Annotated in this window: 14 protein-coding genes; 3 read left to right on the top strand and 11 right to left on the bottom strand. The window is 69.7% G+C overall.

The genetic code is table 11. From position 1 onward, the window contains the following. The 10 genes from ABZE72_RS10880 to uvrB all read right to left on the bottom strand — a co-directional run. A partial coding sequence (locus tag ABZE72_RS10880) for an MCE family protein (RefSeq protein WP_372729046.1) occupies positions 1-931 on the bottom strand: 931 nt, incomplete at its 3' end. Further along, entirely contained in the window at positions 928-2,145 is a 1,218-nt protein-coding gene (locus tag ABZE72_RS10875) for an MCE family protein (RefSeq protein ID WP_372729045.1), read from the bottom strand. The genes ABZE72_RS10875 and ABZE72_RS10880, both read right to left, overlap by 4 nt. Further along, positions 2,142-3,380, bottom strand: coding sequence for an MCE family protein (locus tag ABZE72_RS10870; protein ID WP_372729044.1), 1,239 nt, complete (start codon positions 3,378-3,380; stop codon positions 2,142-2,144). The genes ABZE72_RS10875 and ABZE72_RS10870 overlap by 4 nt, the downstream gene beginning before the upstream one ends. Further along, a complete protein-coding gene (locus ABZE72_RS10865; protein WP_372729043.1) occupies positions 3,380-4,366 on the bottom strand; it encodes an MCE family protein in 987 nt (328 codons plus the stop codon). The genes ABZE72_RS10870 and ABZE72_RS10865 overlap by 1 nt, the downstream gene beginning before the upstream one ends. Then, positions 4,363-5,442 (bottom strand): MCE family protein, encoded by a 1,080-nt coding sequence (locus ABZE72_RS10860; RefSeq protein WP_372729042.1) that lies wholly within the window; start codon positions 5,440-5,442, stop codon positions 4,363-4,365. The genes ABZE72_RS10865 and ABZE72_RS10860 overlap by 4 nt, the downstream gene beginning before the upstream one ends. Next, a complete protein-coding gene (locus ABZE72_RS10855) occupies positions 5,439-6,761 on the bottom strand; it encodes an MCE family protein (protein WP_372729041.1) in 1,323 nt (440 codons plus the stop codon). Before ABZE72_RS10855 ends, ABZE72_RS10860 begins: the two co-directional genes overlap by 4 nt. Positions 6,762-6,765: 4 nt before the next feature. Next, on the bottom strand, positions 6,766-7,605 hold the full coding sequence (locus ABZE72_RS10850) for an MlaE family ABC transporter permease (RefSeq protein WP_372729040.1): 840 nt from the start codon (positions 7,603-7,605) through the stop codon (positions 6,766-6,768). 4 nt (positions 7,606-7,609) lie between these two features. Further along, positions 7,610-8,383, bottom strand: a complete 774-nt coding sequence (locus tag ABZE72_RS10845) for an MlaE family ABC transporter permease (protein ID WP_372729039.1) — start codon at positions 8,381-8,383, stop codon at positions 7,610-7,612. 100 nt (positions 8,384-8,483) lie between these two features. Next, positions 8,484-9,029 (bottom strand): hemerythrin domain-containing protein, encoded by a 546-nt coding sequence (locus ABZE72_RS10840; protein WP_372729038.1) that lies wholly within the window; start codon positions 9,027-9,029, stop codon positions 8,484-8,486. A 39-nt stretch (positions 9,030-9,068) separates the two neighbouring features. Next, positions 9,069-11,186: an excinuclease ABC subunit UvrB gene (gene uvrB, locus ABZE72_RS10835; RefSeq protein WP_372729037.1), complete on the bottom strand. Its 2,118-nt coding sequence runs from the start codon at positions 11,184-11,186 to the stop codon at positions 9,069-9,071. Between the two features lie 144 nt (positions 11,187-11,330). Between uvrB and ABZE72_RS10830 the strand changes: the two genes are divergently transcribed. From ABZE72_RS10830 to ABZE72_RS10820, 3 genes are all read left to right on the top strand, one after another. Continuing rightward, positions 11,331-12,638 carry a DUF222 domain-containing protein gene (locus tag ABZE72_RS10830; RefSeq protein WP_372729036.1) on the top strand — a complete coding sequence of 436 codons (1,308 nt, stop codon included), beginning with the start codon at positions 11,331-11,333 and terminating at the stop codon, positions 12,636-12,638. Positions 12,639-12,733: 95 nt separating this feature from the next. Beyond that, positions 12,734-13,960 carry a phosphatidylserine/phosphatidylglycerophosphate/cardiolipin synthase family protein gene (locus ABZE72_RS10825; RefSeq protein WP_372729047.1) on the top strand — a complete coding sequence of 409 codons (1,227 nt, stop codon included), beginning with the start codon at positions 12,734-12,736 and terminating at the stop codon, positions 13,958-13,960. 79 nt (positions 13,961-14,039) lie between these two features. After that, entirely contained in the window at positions 14,040-14,978 is a 939-nt protein-coding gene (locus ABZE72_RS10820; protein ID WP_372729035.1) for an NAD(P)H-binding protein, read from the top strand. 10 nt (positions 14,979-14,988) lie between these two features. On the opposite strand, the gene ABZE72_RS10815 is transcribed toward ABZE72_RS10820, so the two are convergent. Beyond that, positions 14,989-15,384 (bottom strand): DNA-3-methyladenine glycosylase (locus tag ABZE72_RS10815; RefSeq protein ID WP_372729034.1); only part of this gene is annotated, 396 nt, incomplete at its 5' end.

Genomic DNA, 15,384 nt, shown 5'->3' with positions numbered 1-15,384 from the left:
GGTTGACGTGTCCGTACCCGTCCGGTGGCGTCCCGGTGAAACCGCTCGAGATGGTGCGCGGCAGCGTCACCAGCAGCTGCTCGACGCCGGCCAGACTGCTGACCACGACCTGGTTGACGCTGACCGCGTTGCCCAACAGGATCGGCAGCGTCGGCTCCAGCTCCTGCAGCAGCTCGTCGATCTCGCGGACGGCCCCGGGACTCGCCTGGAGAACGACGCGCAGGTCCCGGTCGCTGGTCCGCAGGGTGTCGGTGACCAGCGCCAGGTCGCGCGAGAAGGACCGGATGCTCCCCCCCTCCTGGCGTTGGGTGCGCAGGGTGACGAGCCCGCGCTGGAGCAGCCGCACCGTCTGCTTCTCGTGGGCCGCGGCCTCGTCGATGAACCGGGTGCCCTGGTCCAGCAGCTGCTCGAGCGGTTCGCCGGTGTCGTCGAACATCAGCCCGAGCTCCCGCACCAGAGCGCGCAGGTTCCTGCGGTCCACCGAGCCGACGAACTGGTCCAGCTCGACCAGCAGGTCGGCCTCGTCGACGGGGAGCGAGTCGGCGTCACCGTGCAGGGTGTCGCCGGGGCCGGCGTACGGCGGCGCGTCGTCGTCGGGCACGACGTCGAGGTACTGCTCCCCGACCGCCGAGAGGTTGTGCACGAAGATCCGGGAGTCCATCGGCAGCTCGGTGCCGTCGGTGAGCGCCAGGTCCAGGGTGACGCCTTCGCGCGTGGCGTGCATCCGGGAGACCTTGCCGACCTTGACGCCCCGGTAGGTGACCTCGCTGCCCTCGAAGAGGCCACCCGAGGTGGGCAGCGTGGCGTGCACCGTCATCCCGCGCCCGAGCACCCGGTCGACCAGGCCGAGGTAGTTGCCGGAGATGTAGACGACCCCCACGGCGGTGAGGACCAGGAAGGCCGCGAGCCGGGTCCGCACGCCGCCGGTCACGGCAGGCCTCCGTACAGGCCGACCACCGAGAGGGCCGCGCTCGGCTGACCGCTGGCCAGCACACCACCCAGCGAGGTGACGCCGGGCAGGTTCGGCAGGTCGGGCAGGTCAGGCCCTGGCAGGTCGGGCCCGTCAGGTCCGGGCAGGTCGGGCCCAGGCAGGTCGGGCCCGGGCAGGTCCGGGAGGTCCGGCAGGTCCGGGCCACCGCCGCCCCCGGGCGCGTTGGCGACGAAGTTCTCCAGGCTCAGGTCCGCGCGGATGCTCGTGTTGGCGAAGTCCCCCTTGACCACCTCGCTGGCCTCCTTCGGGAACGGGAAACTGACCGCCAGCGCGATCCCGGGTGCCAGCGCCTCCCCCGCCTCGTTGAGCCGGGTCAGCACCGGGCGGAGGTGGGCCAGCGTCGCGACGATGTCGTCCTTGCTCGCGCCGATCACCCGGGTGCCGACGACGCCGAGCCGGTCCAGCGCCCGGAGCATCTCGATCAGCTCGTCGTGCTGGTCAGCGAGCACCGCGACCGCGGGGCCCATCACGTCCAGCGCCCCGGCGATGGTCTGGCGCTCCTGGTTCAGCGTGCTGGTGAGGCGGTCGATCGACCTCATCGCTCGGATGATGTCGCCCTTCTGGTCGTCCAGGGCACCGACGACCCGCTCCAGCGTGCCGAGCAGCCGGCGCAAGCGGTCCGTGCGCCCGGACATCACCCGGTTCAGCTCCTCGGTGATGGTGCCGAGCTGGCCGACCCCGCCGCCGCTCAGCAGGAACGACAGCGCCCCCAGCACCTCCTCGACCTCGGGGTTGCGTCCGGTCGAGGAGAGCGGGATGTGATCGTTCTCGCCCAGCTGCCCGGTCGGCTCCTCGAGGGTCGGCTCCTCCAGGGCGACGTACTTCTCACCCAGCAGGCTGACCTGACGGATGTCGGCGACCGCGTTGTCGGGCAGCCGTACGTCGTCGCGCACCCGCATCGTGACCCGGGCGTGCCACCCGACGCGCTCGACGTCGGTCACCTCTCCGACCGTGACGTCGTCGACCATCACCGGCGAGCGCGGCACGACGTTGAGGATGTCGGCGAACTCCGCGGTGACGACATAGGAGTCGTCCGCGTCCACGGGCGAGCCCGGCAGCGGCAGGTCGTAGGCGCCGTCGAACTCGCACCCGGAGAGGAACAGCGCCCCGACCAGGGCCAGCGCGGGCGCCAACTGCGGCAGCGGTCGTCTCATCGGGGGCCCCCCAGCAGCGTGCCCAACGTCGCGGAGTCGTCGGCCACGAAGATCGCCTGGCCGGCCGCCGAGGACGGGTCGAGCACGCTGCCGCGCACCGCGCCGGCCCGGCCGGCCGTGGCCGCCTGGGCCGCCCCGCCACCGGTCGTGACGGGTTCGAGGAGCTGCTCGAAGATCGTGCAGGCCAGGTCCTTGCTGGCCTTCGGCATGTCGGACTGCTGGACGATCGCACACAGGAAGCCGTCCGCGTCGGCGAGGTTCCCCTCGATCCCGACCCGGCTGCCGATCGAGCCGGACTTGTTGTTGAAGGCCAGCGACAGGTTGCCGAGCGCCAACGGGGCGGCGCGCAGCGCCCGGTCGAGGCTCGCCTTCTCGGAGTTGATCGTCCGCATCACCCGGGTCAACTTCTGCACGTCGGTGACCAGGGCCTTCCGGTTCGACGAGACGAAACGCTCGACCGTGCCCACGGCGTCGGCGACCGAGGCCAGGGCCTGCTCCAGCTCCTCCCGCTCGGCAGCCAGGTCCGACGAGACACCGGCCAGGTCCCGGATGAAGGCGCGCACCAGCGCGTCGTTGTCGGCCAGGGTGTCGGTGAGGGTGGCCAGCTCGGTGACCATCTGGAAGAGGTCGCCGCTGCCCTCCCCGAAGGTGGTCGCGGCAGCCGCGAGCTCGCGGATCGTCCGGTTGCCCAGGCGTCCCTCCCCCTCGAGGCTGCGGGCACCTGCCTCCAACAGGTGGTCGAGGCTGCCGTCCCGGTTCACCCCGTTGGGCCCGAGGGTCTGCGACAGCTCGCGCAGGCTCGCGTAGATCCGGTCCAGCTCGATCGGGACCCCGGTGTCCGGGAGCGCGATCTCCGCTCCGTCCGCGAGGGGCTCTCCCCCGGTGTAGGCGGGGGTCAGCTGGACGAAGCGGTCCGCCACCAGGGTCGGCGTGATGATCACGGCCTGGGCGTCGGCCGGCAGCGTGTACTGCTCGTCGTAGCTCATCTCGACGCGCACCGAGTCGCCGGCCGGGATCACGGCGTCGACGTGCCCGACGTTCACCCCGAGGACGCGGACGTCGGTGCCCGGGTAGACGCTGACCGCACGCGGGAAGTGCGCGGTGACGTGCTTGACGTCGTCGTCGGTGCTCAGCAGCAGCACGCTGGCCACCAGCGCCACCACCAGGACGGCGATCGTGACGGTACGACGGCTCGCCCTGCCGAGCAGCCCGGTGAGTTCGCTGACCCGGCCCATCACTCACCCACCCGTCCGGGAGTGAACTCCCCCGTCGGGATCGCCGCGAGGTTCACCACGTAGGAGTCGAACCACGGCCCGGTGCCGATGATGTTGCCGAGGATGGCGGCGTACGGGCCGAGCGCGTTCAGGGTGGCCTTCAACTGCTTCTCCTTGCTGATCAGCAGGTCCAGCAGGTCCTCCACCTCCTGCAGTGCGGGACCGATCCGGGACTGGTTCTCCCGGGCGACTGCCCGCAGCTCCCGTGCCAGCCGGCGAGCGTTGACGAGCAGCCGGTGGATCGCCTCCTTGCGGCGCCGGAGCTCGTCGAAGACCAGGTCGCTGGACTGCATCAGGTCCACCAGGTCGTCACTGCGCTCGGCGAGGAGTGCGCTGACCCCCCGTGCGCTCTCGAGCAGCGAGCGGATCTCGGCATCGCGTGAGGCGACGGTCCGCGACAGCCGCGAGATGCCGTCCAGGCTGGCGTGGATCTCCGGCTCGGCCGCGTTCATCGTGTCCGCCACCACGTCCAGGGCGCGGGTGAGGCGGTCGGTGTCGATCTGCTCGGTGGTGGTGGTGAGGTCGCCGAAGACGCCGACGATGTCGTAGGCCGACCGGGTGCGCTCGAGCGGGATCACGTCGTCGGTAGCCAGCTGTCCGGGACCTGCGGGGGTGAGCTCGAAGTACTTCTCCCCCAGCAGGTTGAGCACCTCGACGGAGGCCCTGCTCTCGGTGCCGAACTCCACGCCGTGGTCGACCTCGAAGGTGACCACGACCCGGCTGTCGTCCACCAGCGCGACGTCCTTGACCCGTCCCACCCGCATTCCCGCGACCTGGACCATGTTGCCGCGGTGCAGCCCGCTGGCGTCGGCGAACTCGGCCCGGTACGTGTCGCCGCCGAGCCCCGGGAACTTCGAGAGGTTGAAGGCGGCCACCATGACCAGCAGCATCAGCACCAGGGTGATCGCGCCCAGGCGGAGGATCTGGGCCTCGGAGTAGCGCCTCACGAGGTGCACCTCGCCGCGGTGGAGCGGAACTCGATCCGGTTGAGCTCCTTCTGGAGCTCGCGGACCCCTGGTACGCCGGGGAGCTGCGAGGGCGCCGGCAGCGTGATCCGGCCGCCGAAGCCACAGAGGTAGTAGTTGTACCAGGACCCGTAGGTACCGGTCCTGGTCTGGTCGGTCATCGACTCCGGCAGCCGGTCGAGGAGCTCGACGACGACGTCCCGGCTCTGCTTCTCGTTGAGCAGCCGAGCCAGCCGCTCGAGCTGCACGATGTCGGACTTCAGCAGCGGACGGCTGTCGGCGACCAGGTCGGCGACGACCTCGGTCAGGTCGGAGAGGTTGGTCAGCGACGACCCGATCAGCCGCCGGTCCCGGGCCAGGTCGGCCATCCAGCCCTTCAGCTCGACGATCAGCACCGTCAGCTGCTCGTGGTGGCGGTCCACCGTGCCCAGGGTCCGGTCCAGGTTGGTGATCACCCGGCCGATCAACTGGTCCCGGTCCGCCAGCGACGAGGTGAGAGAGGCCGTCCGGGCCAGCAGCCCCTGGACCGTGCCGCCCTCCCCCTGGAGGACCTGCACCAGGTTGAGGCTCAGCTCGTTGACCTGCTCGGGCTCCAGCGCGGCGAAGAGCGGCTTGAACCCGTTGAACAGCACCGTGAGGTCCAGCGCCGGGCTGGTTCGGCTGATCGGGATGGTGTCGTCCGGGTCCAGCCGCTGCGCCCCCGAGGCCGCTCCCTGCTCGAGGGCGAGGTAGCGGTTGCCCACCAGGTCGAGGAACCGGACCTCGGCCCGCGAAGCCGTGGTCAGCTCGATCTCGTCCTTGATCCGGAACGTGACCAGCGCCCGGGTCCGGTCGTGGTGCTCCACCTTCCTGACCTCGCCGACGTTGACCCCGGCGATGCGAACGTCGTCGCCCTTCTCGAGCATCGAGGCGGTGCTGAAGATCGCGCGGTACTCGCGCCCGCCGCCGAAGCCGACATTGCCCATGATGGCGGCGAGGAGGCCGGTGACCAGGATCGAGATCACCGTGAAGATGCCGAGCTTGATCGCGGCGACGGTGGTCGTGGTGTTGCGGCTCATCGACGAGCCCCCTTCAGTACCGGCCCGTAGAGCAGCGTGGCCAGCGAGCCGTAGCTGTCGACCGGCCGCCCCGACCGGCCGGCCAGGAACGCGTTCACGATCGTCTGGTCGGCCTCGGTGCCGGCGTACCCGCTGGAGACGCCGGACGCGAAGCCGAGAGCCGGGCGCCGGGCGTCCCCGCCGGGGAGGTTGCTCTCGGGCGGGTGCGAGTCCTTGTCGCTGCCGTCCCGGAGCGGCTGGGGCGGGATCGGCACGGGCGGGTTCGGCAGGCCCAGGCACCACGGGCCGCGACCGACCTCGCCGTACACCGGGCGGTCGCTCTCGTCGTAGGCCGAGTACTGCTGGGTGCCGAACTCGATGTACTGCTTGACCTGGTTGCCCTCGAAGACCTTCGCCAGGCGGGGCGCGTAGCGCGCCATGCCGCGCAGCAGGCAGGGATACCCGGGCGAGTAGACGGCCAGCAGGCGCAGCACCGGTTCGGTCACCTGCCCGACGCGGATCAGGTCGGCCTCGTTCCTCGACAGGACCCGGGTGGAGGTCCGGGCCAGACCCTGCAGGTCGCCGAAGAAGACGTCGAGCTCGCGTTCGGAGTCCAGCACGGTCCGGCCGGTCACGGTGACGTTGCGCAGCACGTCCATCAGGTCGGGGGCGGCGTCCGCGTAGACGTCCGCCACGGCGGCCAGCTCGACCAGGTCGCGGCGCAGGGTCGGCAGGTGCTCCTCGATCGCACCGAGGTACGCGTCGAGCTTGTCCAGGGAGCGCCCGAGCCGCTTGCCTCGCCCCTCGAGGGCAGTGGAGAGGGCGTTCAGGGTGGCGTTGAGGTCGGCGGGGCGCACCGAGCGGAGCAGCGGGAAGAGCTGGGCGAGGATCCTGCTCAGTTCGACGTTGGTCTCCACGCGCTCCGCCGGGATCACGTCGCCGTTCGACAGGGCGGCCGAGCTGGGGTTCTCCGGGTCCACGAAGGCGATGTACTTCTGCCCGAACAGGGTCGTGGGCAGGATCTGCACCTCGACGTTCTCCGGGATCTCCCGAGCTGCGGCGGGCTCGAGGGCGACCCGGATCGATGCCCGCTCGCCGTCCTGCGAGATCTCGCGAACCTGTCCGACCAGGACCCCGTGGATCCGGACGTCACCGAACCTGGCCAGCTGCAGACCCGCCCGGTCGGCCTGGATCGTCACCATGGTGACCGTGACGAACGCCTTCTGGTACACGGCGATCGAGAGCCCGATCAGCAGGGCGATGACGCTCAGGAAGACCACCCCGGCGACGAGCAGCCTGCGGTGCTCCGCCGGGCTGTCGTGGTGCACGTTCACCAGCACGCGGTCACCCCGTGATCCGTACGGTCGTGGTCGAGCCCCAGATCGCGAAGCTGAGGAAGAAGTCCGCCACCACGACCGTCACGATGCTGGTCCGGATCGCCCGACCGACCGCGACCCCGACGCCGGCGGGGCCGCCCGAGGCGGTGTAGCCGTAGTAGCAGTGGATCAGGATGATCGCGGTCGCCAGCACCAGCAGCTTCCCGAAGGACCAGAGCACGTCGATCGGTGGCAGGAACTGCAGGAAGTAGTGATCGTAGGTGCCGGGCGACTGGCCGTAGAACAGGGTGGTGATCAGTCGCGGCGAGAGGTACGACGAGAAGAGGGCCACGATGTAGAGCGGGATCACCGCGACGAAGGCTGCGATCATCCGCGTCGTGACCAGGTAGGGCAGCGACGGCACCCCCATCACCTCGAGCGCGTCGATCTCCTCGGAGATCCGCATCGCGCCGAGGCGGGCGGTGTAGCCGCATCCGACCGTGGCGGCGAGGGCGATCGAGGAGACCAGCGGGGCGACCTCGCGGGTGTTGAAGTAGGCGGAGATGAAGGCGCTGAACTTGGCCACCCCGATCTGGCTCAGCGAGGCGTAGCCCTGGATCCCGACCTCGGTGCCGGCGAAGAACGACAGGAACGCGATCACCCCGACCGTCCCGGCGATCACGGTCAGGCCGCCGGCTCCGAAGGTGACCTCGGCGAGCGTGTTCAGGATCTCGCGCTTGTAGCGGCGCACCGCGCGGGGAGTCCAGGCGATCGCCTTGACGTAGAAGAGCAGCTGGTCGCCGTACGCCTCGAGGGAGTCGCGCCGGCCCTTCACGAAGGCACTGCCGAGGGTGCTGATCGTCGTCATCGGTTCACAGCCCCGGGGGTGGGACGACCTGGAAGTAGATCGCGGTGATCACGGCGTTCAGGAAGAACAGCAGCATGAAGGAGACGATCACGGACTCGTTGACGGCTCGCCCCACTCCGCTGGGGCCGCCGCCCGCGTTCAGGCCCTTGTAGGCGCCGACGATCGCGGCCAGCCAGCCGAAGACCAGCGCCTTGACCATCGAGATGTAGAGGTCGGGCAGCGTCGCCAGTGCGGTGAACGACGACAGGAAGGCGCCGGCCGAGCCGCCGGCGACCATCACGATGAAGAAGTAGGAGCCGCCGATCCCGGCACCGATCACCAGGCCGTTGATCATCACCGAGACGAACATCGTCGCGACCACCCGGGGGGCGACCAGCCGGGCCAGCGGGTCGACGCCCAGCACCTCCATCGCATCGCTCTCCTCGCGGATCTTGCGGGAGCCGAGGTCCGAGCAGATCGCGGAGCCGGCAGCGCCGGCGATCAGCAGGGCGGCCGCGATCGGGGCGGCCTCCCGGACCACGGCCAGTACGGCGGTGGCCCCGGCGAAGGACTGGGCACCCAGCTGGCCGGTCAGGTTGCCGACCTGGAGCGAGATCACGGCACCGAAGGGGATGGAGACCAGCAGGGTCGGCATCAGGGTGACGCTGGTGATGAACCAGGCCTGCTCGAGGAACTCGCGGGTCTGGAAACGCGTGGTGAAGATCCGCTTGGTCACCTCGACCACCATGGCGGCGATCTCACCTGGCCCGCGGACGATGGACACGACCGAGACTGCCATCGTCACCTCCCGGATATGCCGTGGCCGGCATACCATAGAACGTGTTCCTGCCCCCGGCAATCACGGGCCCTGGCCGGAGGCCCACCAGGGCTCGGACCTCTCAGTCCTCCTCGTCCAGGAGGCCTTCCGTGCGGGCTTCGGCGACGATCTTCCGGACGTCGTCCAGGCTGCCGCGGCCGGCGTCGATCGCGGCGTTGCGGGCGGTGGCGAACGCCTCACCCAGCTCGGCGCGCAGGGTCTCGGAGATCTCCTCACGCGCCGGGTTCAGGATGGTCAGCTCCTCCTCGGTGAGGTGGTGGTTGACCGCGGTCGCGAGCTCCTCGACGGCGTCCTCGAAGGCCTGGGTGTCGGTGCCCTTGAGCTCGAGGACCGCCAGCAGGACCTCGTGGCCCTCGGCGTGCTCCTCGCGACCGTGCTCGGCCTCGTGCTCGGTGACCGCGTTCTTCTTGCGCAGGCGCGGGTAGACCTCGTCCTCCTCGGCCACGGCGTGCGCGACGTGCAGCGTGGCGAAGGCCTGCCGGACAGCGTCGCGGTCGGAGGAGCGGTCGCGCAGGTCGCGCAGGAGGGACTCGAACAGTCGGTGATCGGCGAGGATCAGGTCGATGACGTCGCCGGAAATGGGCCTGCCGAGATCGATCGCAGTCATGGTCAGCACCCTAGCCAGCACACCCGGCCACGAAACCTGTCAGCGAGCTCCGGCCTCCATCATCTGGCGCAGCTCCTTCTTCAGCCCGGAGATCTCGTCGCGCAACCGGGCCGCGACCTCGAAGTGCAGCTCGGCGGCCGCACCCTTCATCTGGTCGGTGAGCTCCTGGATGAGCTGGGCGAGCTCGGTGCTGGGCATCCCGGCGAGGTCGGCCGCGTGCTGACCGGCGTGCTTCGCCGAGAGCGCCGGCACGGGCGCCTTGCGGGACTTCGGGTCCTGGTGCTGCCAGGACTCGAGCAGTTCCTGGGTGCTCTCCTCCTCACGTGCGAGCATCTCGGTGATGTCAGCGATCTTCTTGCGCAACGGCGTGGGGTCGATGCCGTGGGCGGTGTTGTAGGCGATCTGGATCTCGCGGCGGCGGTTGGTCTCGTCGATCGCCTTCTCCATCGAGGGCGTGATCTTGTCGGCGTACATGTGCACCTGGCCGGAGACGTTGCGCGCGGCTCGACCGATCGTCTGGATCAACGACTTGTCTGAACGCAGGAATCCCTCCTTGTCCGCGTCGAGGATCGCCACCAGCGACACCTCCGGAAGGTCGAGACCCTCACGCAGCAGGTTGATGCCGACCAGCACGTCGTAGTCGCCGAGCCGTAGGTCGCGCAGGAGCTCGATCCGCTTGAGCGTGTCGACCTCGGAGTGCAAATAGCGGGTCCGCACACCGGCGTCGAGGAGATAGTCGGTGAGGTCCTCGGACATCTTCTTGGTCAGCGTGGTGACCAGGATCCGCTCGTCCTTCTCGGTGCGCACCTTGATCTCGTGGATCAGGTCGTCGATCTGGCCCTTGGTCGGCTTGATCACGACCTCGGGGTCGATCAGGCCGGTCGGGCGGATGATCTGCTGGACGGCGTTCTCCGCGCCGCCGGTCTTGTCGAGCTCGTAGTTGCCCGGTGTGGCGGACAGGTAGATCGTCTGGCCGATCCGCTCGAGGAACTCCTCCCAGCGCAGCGGACGGTTGTCCATCGCACTGGGCAGCCGGAATCCGTGGTCGACCAGGTTCCGCTTGCGGGACATGTCGCCCTCGTACATGCCGCCGATCTGGGGCACGGCGACGTGGGACTCGTCGATGATCGTGAGGAAGTCCTCGGGGAAGTAGTCCAGCAGGCAGTTGGGTGCCGAGCCGCGGGTGCGTCCGTCCATGTGCATGGAGTAGTTCTCGATGCCGGAGCAGGAGCCGACCTGACGCATCATCTCGACGTCGTACGTCGTGCGCATTCGCAGGCGCTGGGCCTCGAGCAGCTTGCCCTGCTTCTCGAAGGTCGCGAGCTGCTCCTCGAGCTCGAGCTCGATCCCCTTGATCGCCCGCTCCATCCGCTCCGGGCCGGCGACGTAGTGGGTGGCCGGGAAGAGGTAGAGCTCCTGGTCCTCGGTGACCACCTCACCGGTCAGCGGGTGCAGCGTCATCAGGCGCTCGATCTCGTCCCCGAAGAACTCGATCCGGACCGCGTTCTCCTCGTAGACCGGGAAGACCTCGAGGGTGTCGCCGCGGACCCGGAAGGTGCCGCGGGTGAAGGCCATGTCGTTGCGGGTGTACTGGATCTCGACGAGGCGGCGCAGGATGGCGTCGCGGTCGTGCTCCTCGCCGACCTTGAGCCGCAGCATCCGGTCGACGTACTCCTGCGGGGTGCCGAGGCCGTAGATGCAGGAGACCGTGGAGACCACGATGACGTCGCGTCGGGTCAGCAGTGAGTTGGTCGCCGAGTGCCGCAGCCGCTCGACCTCCTCGTTGATCGAGGAGTCCTTCTCGATGTAGGTGTCGGTCTGGGGGACGTACGCCTCGGGCTGGTAGTAGTCGTAGTACGAGACGAAGTACTCGATGGCGTTGTCCGGGAAGAGCTGGCGCAGCTCGTTGGCGAACTGGGCGGCGAGGGTCTTGTTGGGCTGCATCACCAGCAGCGGCCGCTGGACCTGCTCGGCGACCCAGGCGACCGTCGCGGTCTTGCCGGTGCCCGTGGCGCCGAGCAGGACGACGTCCTTCTCTCCGGCGTTGATCCGCTTGGCGATCTCCGCGATCGCGGCCGGCTGGTCGCCGGAGGGCTCGTAGTCGGAGACCACCTTGAAAGGGGCCACCCGGCGCTCGAGATCGGTCACTGGTCGCATGGGACCAGCGTACGGGCGGGCACCGACAGTCCGGATTTCGTGCGGGTGGAGCGGGTACGAGGACGATGAAGGTGAGCAGAGGTTTGTCCACAGCTCTCCATCTGCCTCTGGCGACTGTCGGCGGACCGCTCTAGAATCGAACACATGTTCGACTCCCCCCATCTCGCCGACCTGAGGGCGCTCACCGTGGCGCTGTCGCGCCTCGAGACCCCCGCTCCGGATGCTGAACGCATCGACCGGATTCGCGCGATGGAGGACCTCAAGAATGCGCTCTGCGCCGCTCAGGCTCGCGAGACCGCCGCACTGGACACCTCCATCCGGACACAGCGGGAACAGGTCGGCGTCCGGGCCGACAAACAGGGCGCCGGGATCGCCGGTCAGGTCGGGCTCGCCCGGCGGCTGAGCCCGCACCAGGCCGCCGTGAAGCTCGGCCTCGCCACGGTCCTCACCGTCGAGATGCCGTGCACGCTCGCCGCGATGACCAGCGGCGTCCTCAGCGAGTGGCGCGCCACCCTGCTGGTGCGGGAGACCGCCTGCCTCACCGTGGAGGACCGGCAGACCATCGATCGAGCGATCGCCGGCGACCGCGACCGACTGGAGCAGATGGGCGACCGTGAGCTCATCGGCGAGATCCAGCGCCTGGCCGCCTCCCTCGACGCAGCGTCCGTCGTTCGACGCCGAGCCCGGGCGGAGGCCGAGCGAACGGTCACGATCCGGCCCGCCCCCGACACGATGAGCTACCTGACCGGGCTGCTTCCGGTGACGCAGGGCGTCGCGATCTTCGCCGCCCTCAGCAAGGCCGCCGACTCCGCTCGCAGCGCGGGCGACCTCCGCAGCCGCGGGCAGGTCATGGCCGACACCCTGGTCGAGCGGGTGACCGGGCGCCCCGCCACCGAGCCCGTCCCCGTCTCGATCGACCTGGTGATGACCGACCGGTCACTGCTGGCCGGGGACAGCGAGCCGGCCGAGCTGATCGGGTACGGCATCGTCCCGGCCGAGTGGGCCCGCGCCCTCGTCAGCGCGGCGACAGACTCCCGTCTCGCCTGGCTGCGCCGCGTCTACACCGCGCCGACCACCGGGGATCTCATCGCGATGGACAGCCGCGCCCAACGCTTCCCGGCGGGCCTCCACCACTGGCTCCGGGTCCGCGACCGCAGCTGCCGCACACCCTGGTGCGACGCCCCGATCCGGCACGACGACCACGTCGTACGCCGTGCCGACGCAGGCCCGACCTCCGCTGCCAACGGCCAAGGACTCTGCGAAGCCTGCAACTACGCGAAGGATGCCGTCGGCTGGCGGGCCCGGCCACGCTCCGGCATCCGGCACACGGTCCGGATCACCACGCCGACCGGGCACACCTACGACTCGACCGCTCCCCCGCTGCCGGGCACCTCGCACCGAACCACGACCCGACTGGAGCTCTACTTCGCCCGCCTGGTGCTGGCCGCCTGAGGACGAACTCCTCGGCTCTCGATCCCCGGTCCTGGACCACGTGTGGCTAGATTGACCGCGTGAGCCGACGACGCCGTTCTGCGACCGAGAGGTTGATGCGCGCCCTGCGACGTACCGTCATCGGCATCGTGGGCGCGCAGTTCGCCCTCGCCTTCGCGATGACGCTCGTGGACTCCTACCGCCGTCGGGGCAAGAAACCCCAACCGTTCCCGGTCACTCCCCCACGCACCGTGAGCATCGGGGAGGGCACGGTCACCACCTACACCTTCGGTCGCGACCTGTACGACGACATGCTGGCCGCGATCGAGGGCGCGCAGAAGCAGATCCTCTTCGAGACCTACATCTGGAAGGGCGACGAGATCGGCGAGCGGTTCAAGGCAGCGCTCGCCGCCGCCGCGGACCGGGGCGTCGACGTGCACTGCATCTACGACGGCTTCGCCAACCTCGTCGTCAAGCCCGGCTTCAAGCGCTTCCCCGACACCATGAAGGTGCTGCGCTACCCCGTCTACTCGGCCGGCTGGCGCTTCCTCGACCTGCGCCGCTACGGCCGCGACCACCGCAAGATCCTCGTCGTCGACAACGAGGTCGGCTTCGTCGGCGGCTACAACATCGGCAGCCCGTACGAGACCGAGTGGCGCGACACGCACGTCCGCATCACCGGCCCCGGCGTCTGGGACCTCAAACGAGCCTTCGCCGACTTCTGGAACCTGAACCGCCGTCGCCTGATCCGCGGCAGCCAGCGGCCCTTGCTCCTGGAGACAGCCTCGACCTGGGAGCCGAAGATCCGCTTCCACCGCAACGTGCCGCGGCTGTGGATGTTCCCGATCCGATCGATGTACCTCGAGGCGATCAACCGGGCCAGCCGCAACATCTGGATGACCCACGCCTACTTCATCCCCGACCAGGACTTCGTGGACGCCATCAAGGACGCCGCGCGCCGCGGGGTCGACGTACGTCTCCTGCTGCCGCACAAGTCGAACCACATCGTGGCCGACTGGATCTCGCGTGGCTACTACTCCCAGCTCCTGGCCGCCGGGGTGCGGATCTTCCGGTACCGCGACGCGATGGTGCACGCCAAGACCTCCACCATCGACGGCACCTGGTCCACCGTCGGCACGGCCAACGTCGACCGGCTCAGCCTGCAGGGGAACTACGAGATCAACGTCGAGATCATCGACGAACAGCTCGCCAAGAACCTCGAGGAGATCCACGCCGTGGACGAGTCCAACTGCCTCGAGCTGACCAGCACGGAGTGGGCCGCCCGCGACCTGCACCGGAAGTTCACCGAGTACGTCCTGGCCCCCCTGCGCCCGCTGCTCTGAGACGGCGCCGCATGGTCGTCCCGGGATCGGGCACGGAGGGGATCGTCGCCGTCGTCGAGATTGAGAGAAGGGCCGCAGCATGACGCTCTCGGTACTGGTCACCGGGGCCTCGGGCTTCATCGGCTCCCACCTGGCTCGGGCTCTGGTCGACGAAGGCCACGACGTCCGCGCCATGACCCGTCGCCCGGACGACTACAGCGGCGCCGGCAGCCCGGTCGCCGGCGACGTGTTCGCCGACGACGGCCTGGCCGAAGCCCTGGCTGGGGTGGACGTCGCCTACTACCTGGTGCACTCCCTCGACTCCGACGACTTCGAGGCCCAGGACGCGAAGGCCGCCCGAGCGTTCAGTCGCGCCGCGGCCGACGCCGGCGTACGCCAGATCATCTACCTGGGCGGGCTCGGAGTGGAGAGCGGCGACGGGGCCGACCTGTCGCCGCACCTGCGATCGCGACGCGAGGTGGAGAAGCTGCTCGCCTCCGACGGCGTTCCCGTCACAGCCCTGCGCGCCGCCGTCGTGGTCGGTCACCTCGGCGTCTCGTGGGAGATCACCCGTCAACTGATCAAGGCGATGCCGCTGATGGTCGCCCCCGGCTGGGTCTCCACCCGGACGCAACCGATCGGGCTGAGCGACGTGATCCGCTACCTGGTCGGGGTTCTCGACCACCCCGACGCACTCGGGCGCAGCTTCGACGTCGGCGGACCCGACGTACTGACCTACGAGCAGATGCTCCGGCGTGCCTCCGAGGTCCAGCACGGTCGGGACGTGCCGGTGGTGGCCATGCCGGCGGTGAAGGGTCTGGGGTCCACAGGTCTGGCTGCGGACTTCGCCAGCTTCGGGCTGTCCCTGATCACCGACGTCGACGCCGCCACCGCCCGGAACCTGATTGCGTCGATGGAGACCGAGGTCGTGGTGACCGAGACCTCCATTCGTGAGGTCGTTCCCTTCGAGCCGATGGGGTACGACGACATGGTGCGCGCGGCCCTGTCGGCCCGGTTGGCCGAGGGCTTGACCCTCTGACGCGCAACCACTAGTGACGGGTCACCTTGGCGGGCAGGTGGGTGCGCGGCGACATCCGGGCCCCGTGCCGCGGCCGGTGCAACCCGGCCATCCCGACCAGGGCGGGCACCCGCCCGCGGTGCGGACGCCACGGCTCCAGGTAGGCCTCCAGCTCCGCGTCGTCGAACGGCGTCCCGGTCAGGGCCCAGCCGACGTCCTTGGCCACGTGGTAGTCGCCGAAGCTGACCGCGTCGGCATCGCCGAAGGCCCGCTGCCGGACCTCGGCACAGGTCCACACCCCGATCCCGGGCAGCGAACGCAGCTTGGTCTCGGCCTCCTCGGGCGGCAGCGCGATCAGACGCTCGAGCGAGTCCGCCACCCGGGCCGCGGTCACGATCGTGCGTGAGCGGGCCGGGTCGATGTGCAT

The organism is Nocardioides sp., from assembly GCF_041600255.1.
In the GTDB taxonomy this organism is placed as follows: Bacteria; Actinomycetota; Actinomycetes; order Propionibacteriales; family Nocardioidaceae; genus Nocardioides.
Note: the sequence above shows the minus strand (reverse complement) of the source record. Positions and strands in the feature narration are given on the sequence as shown.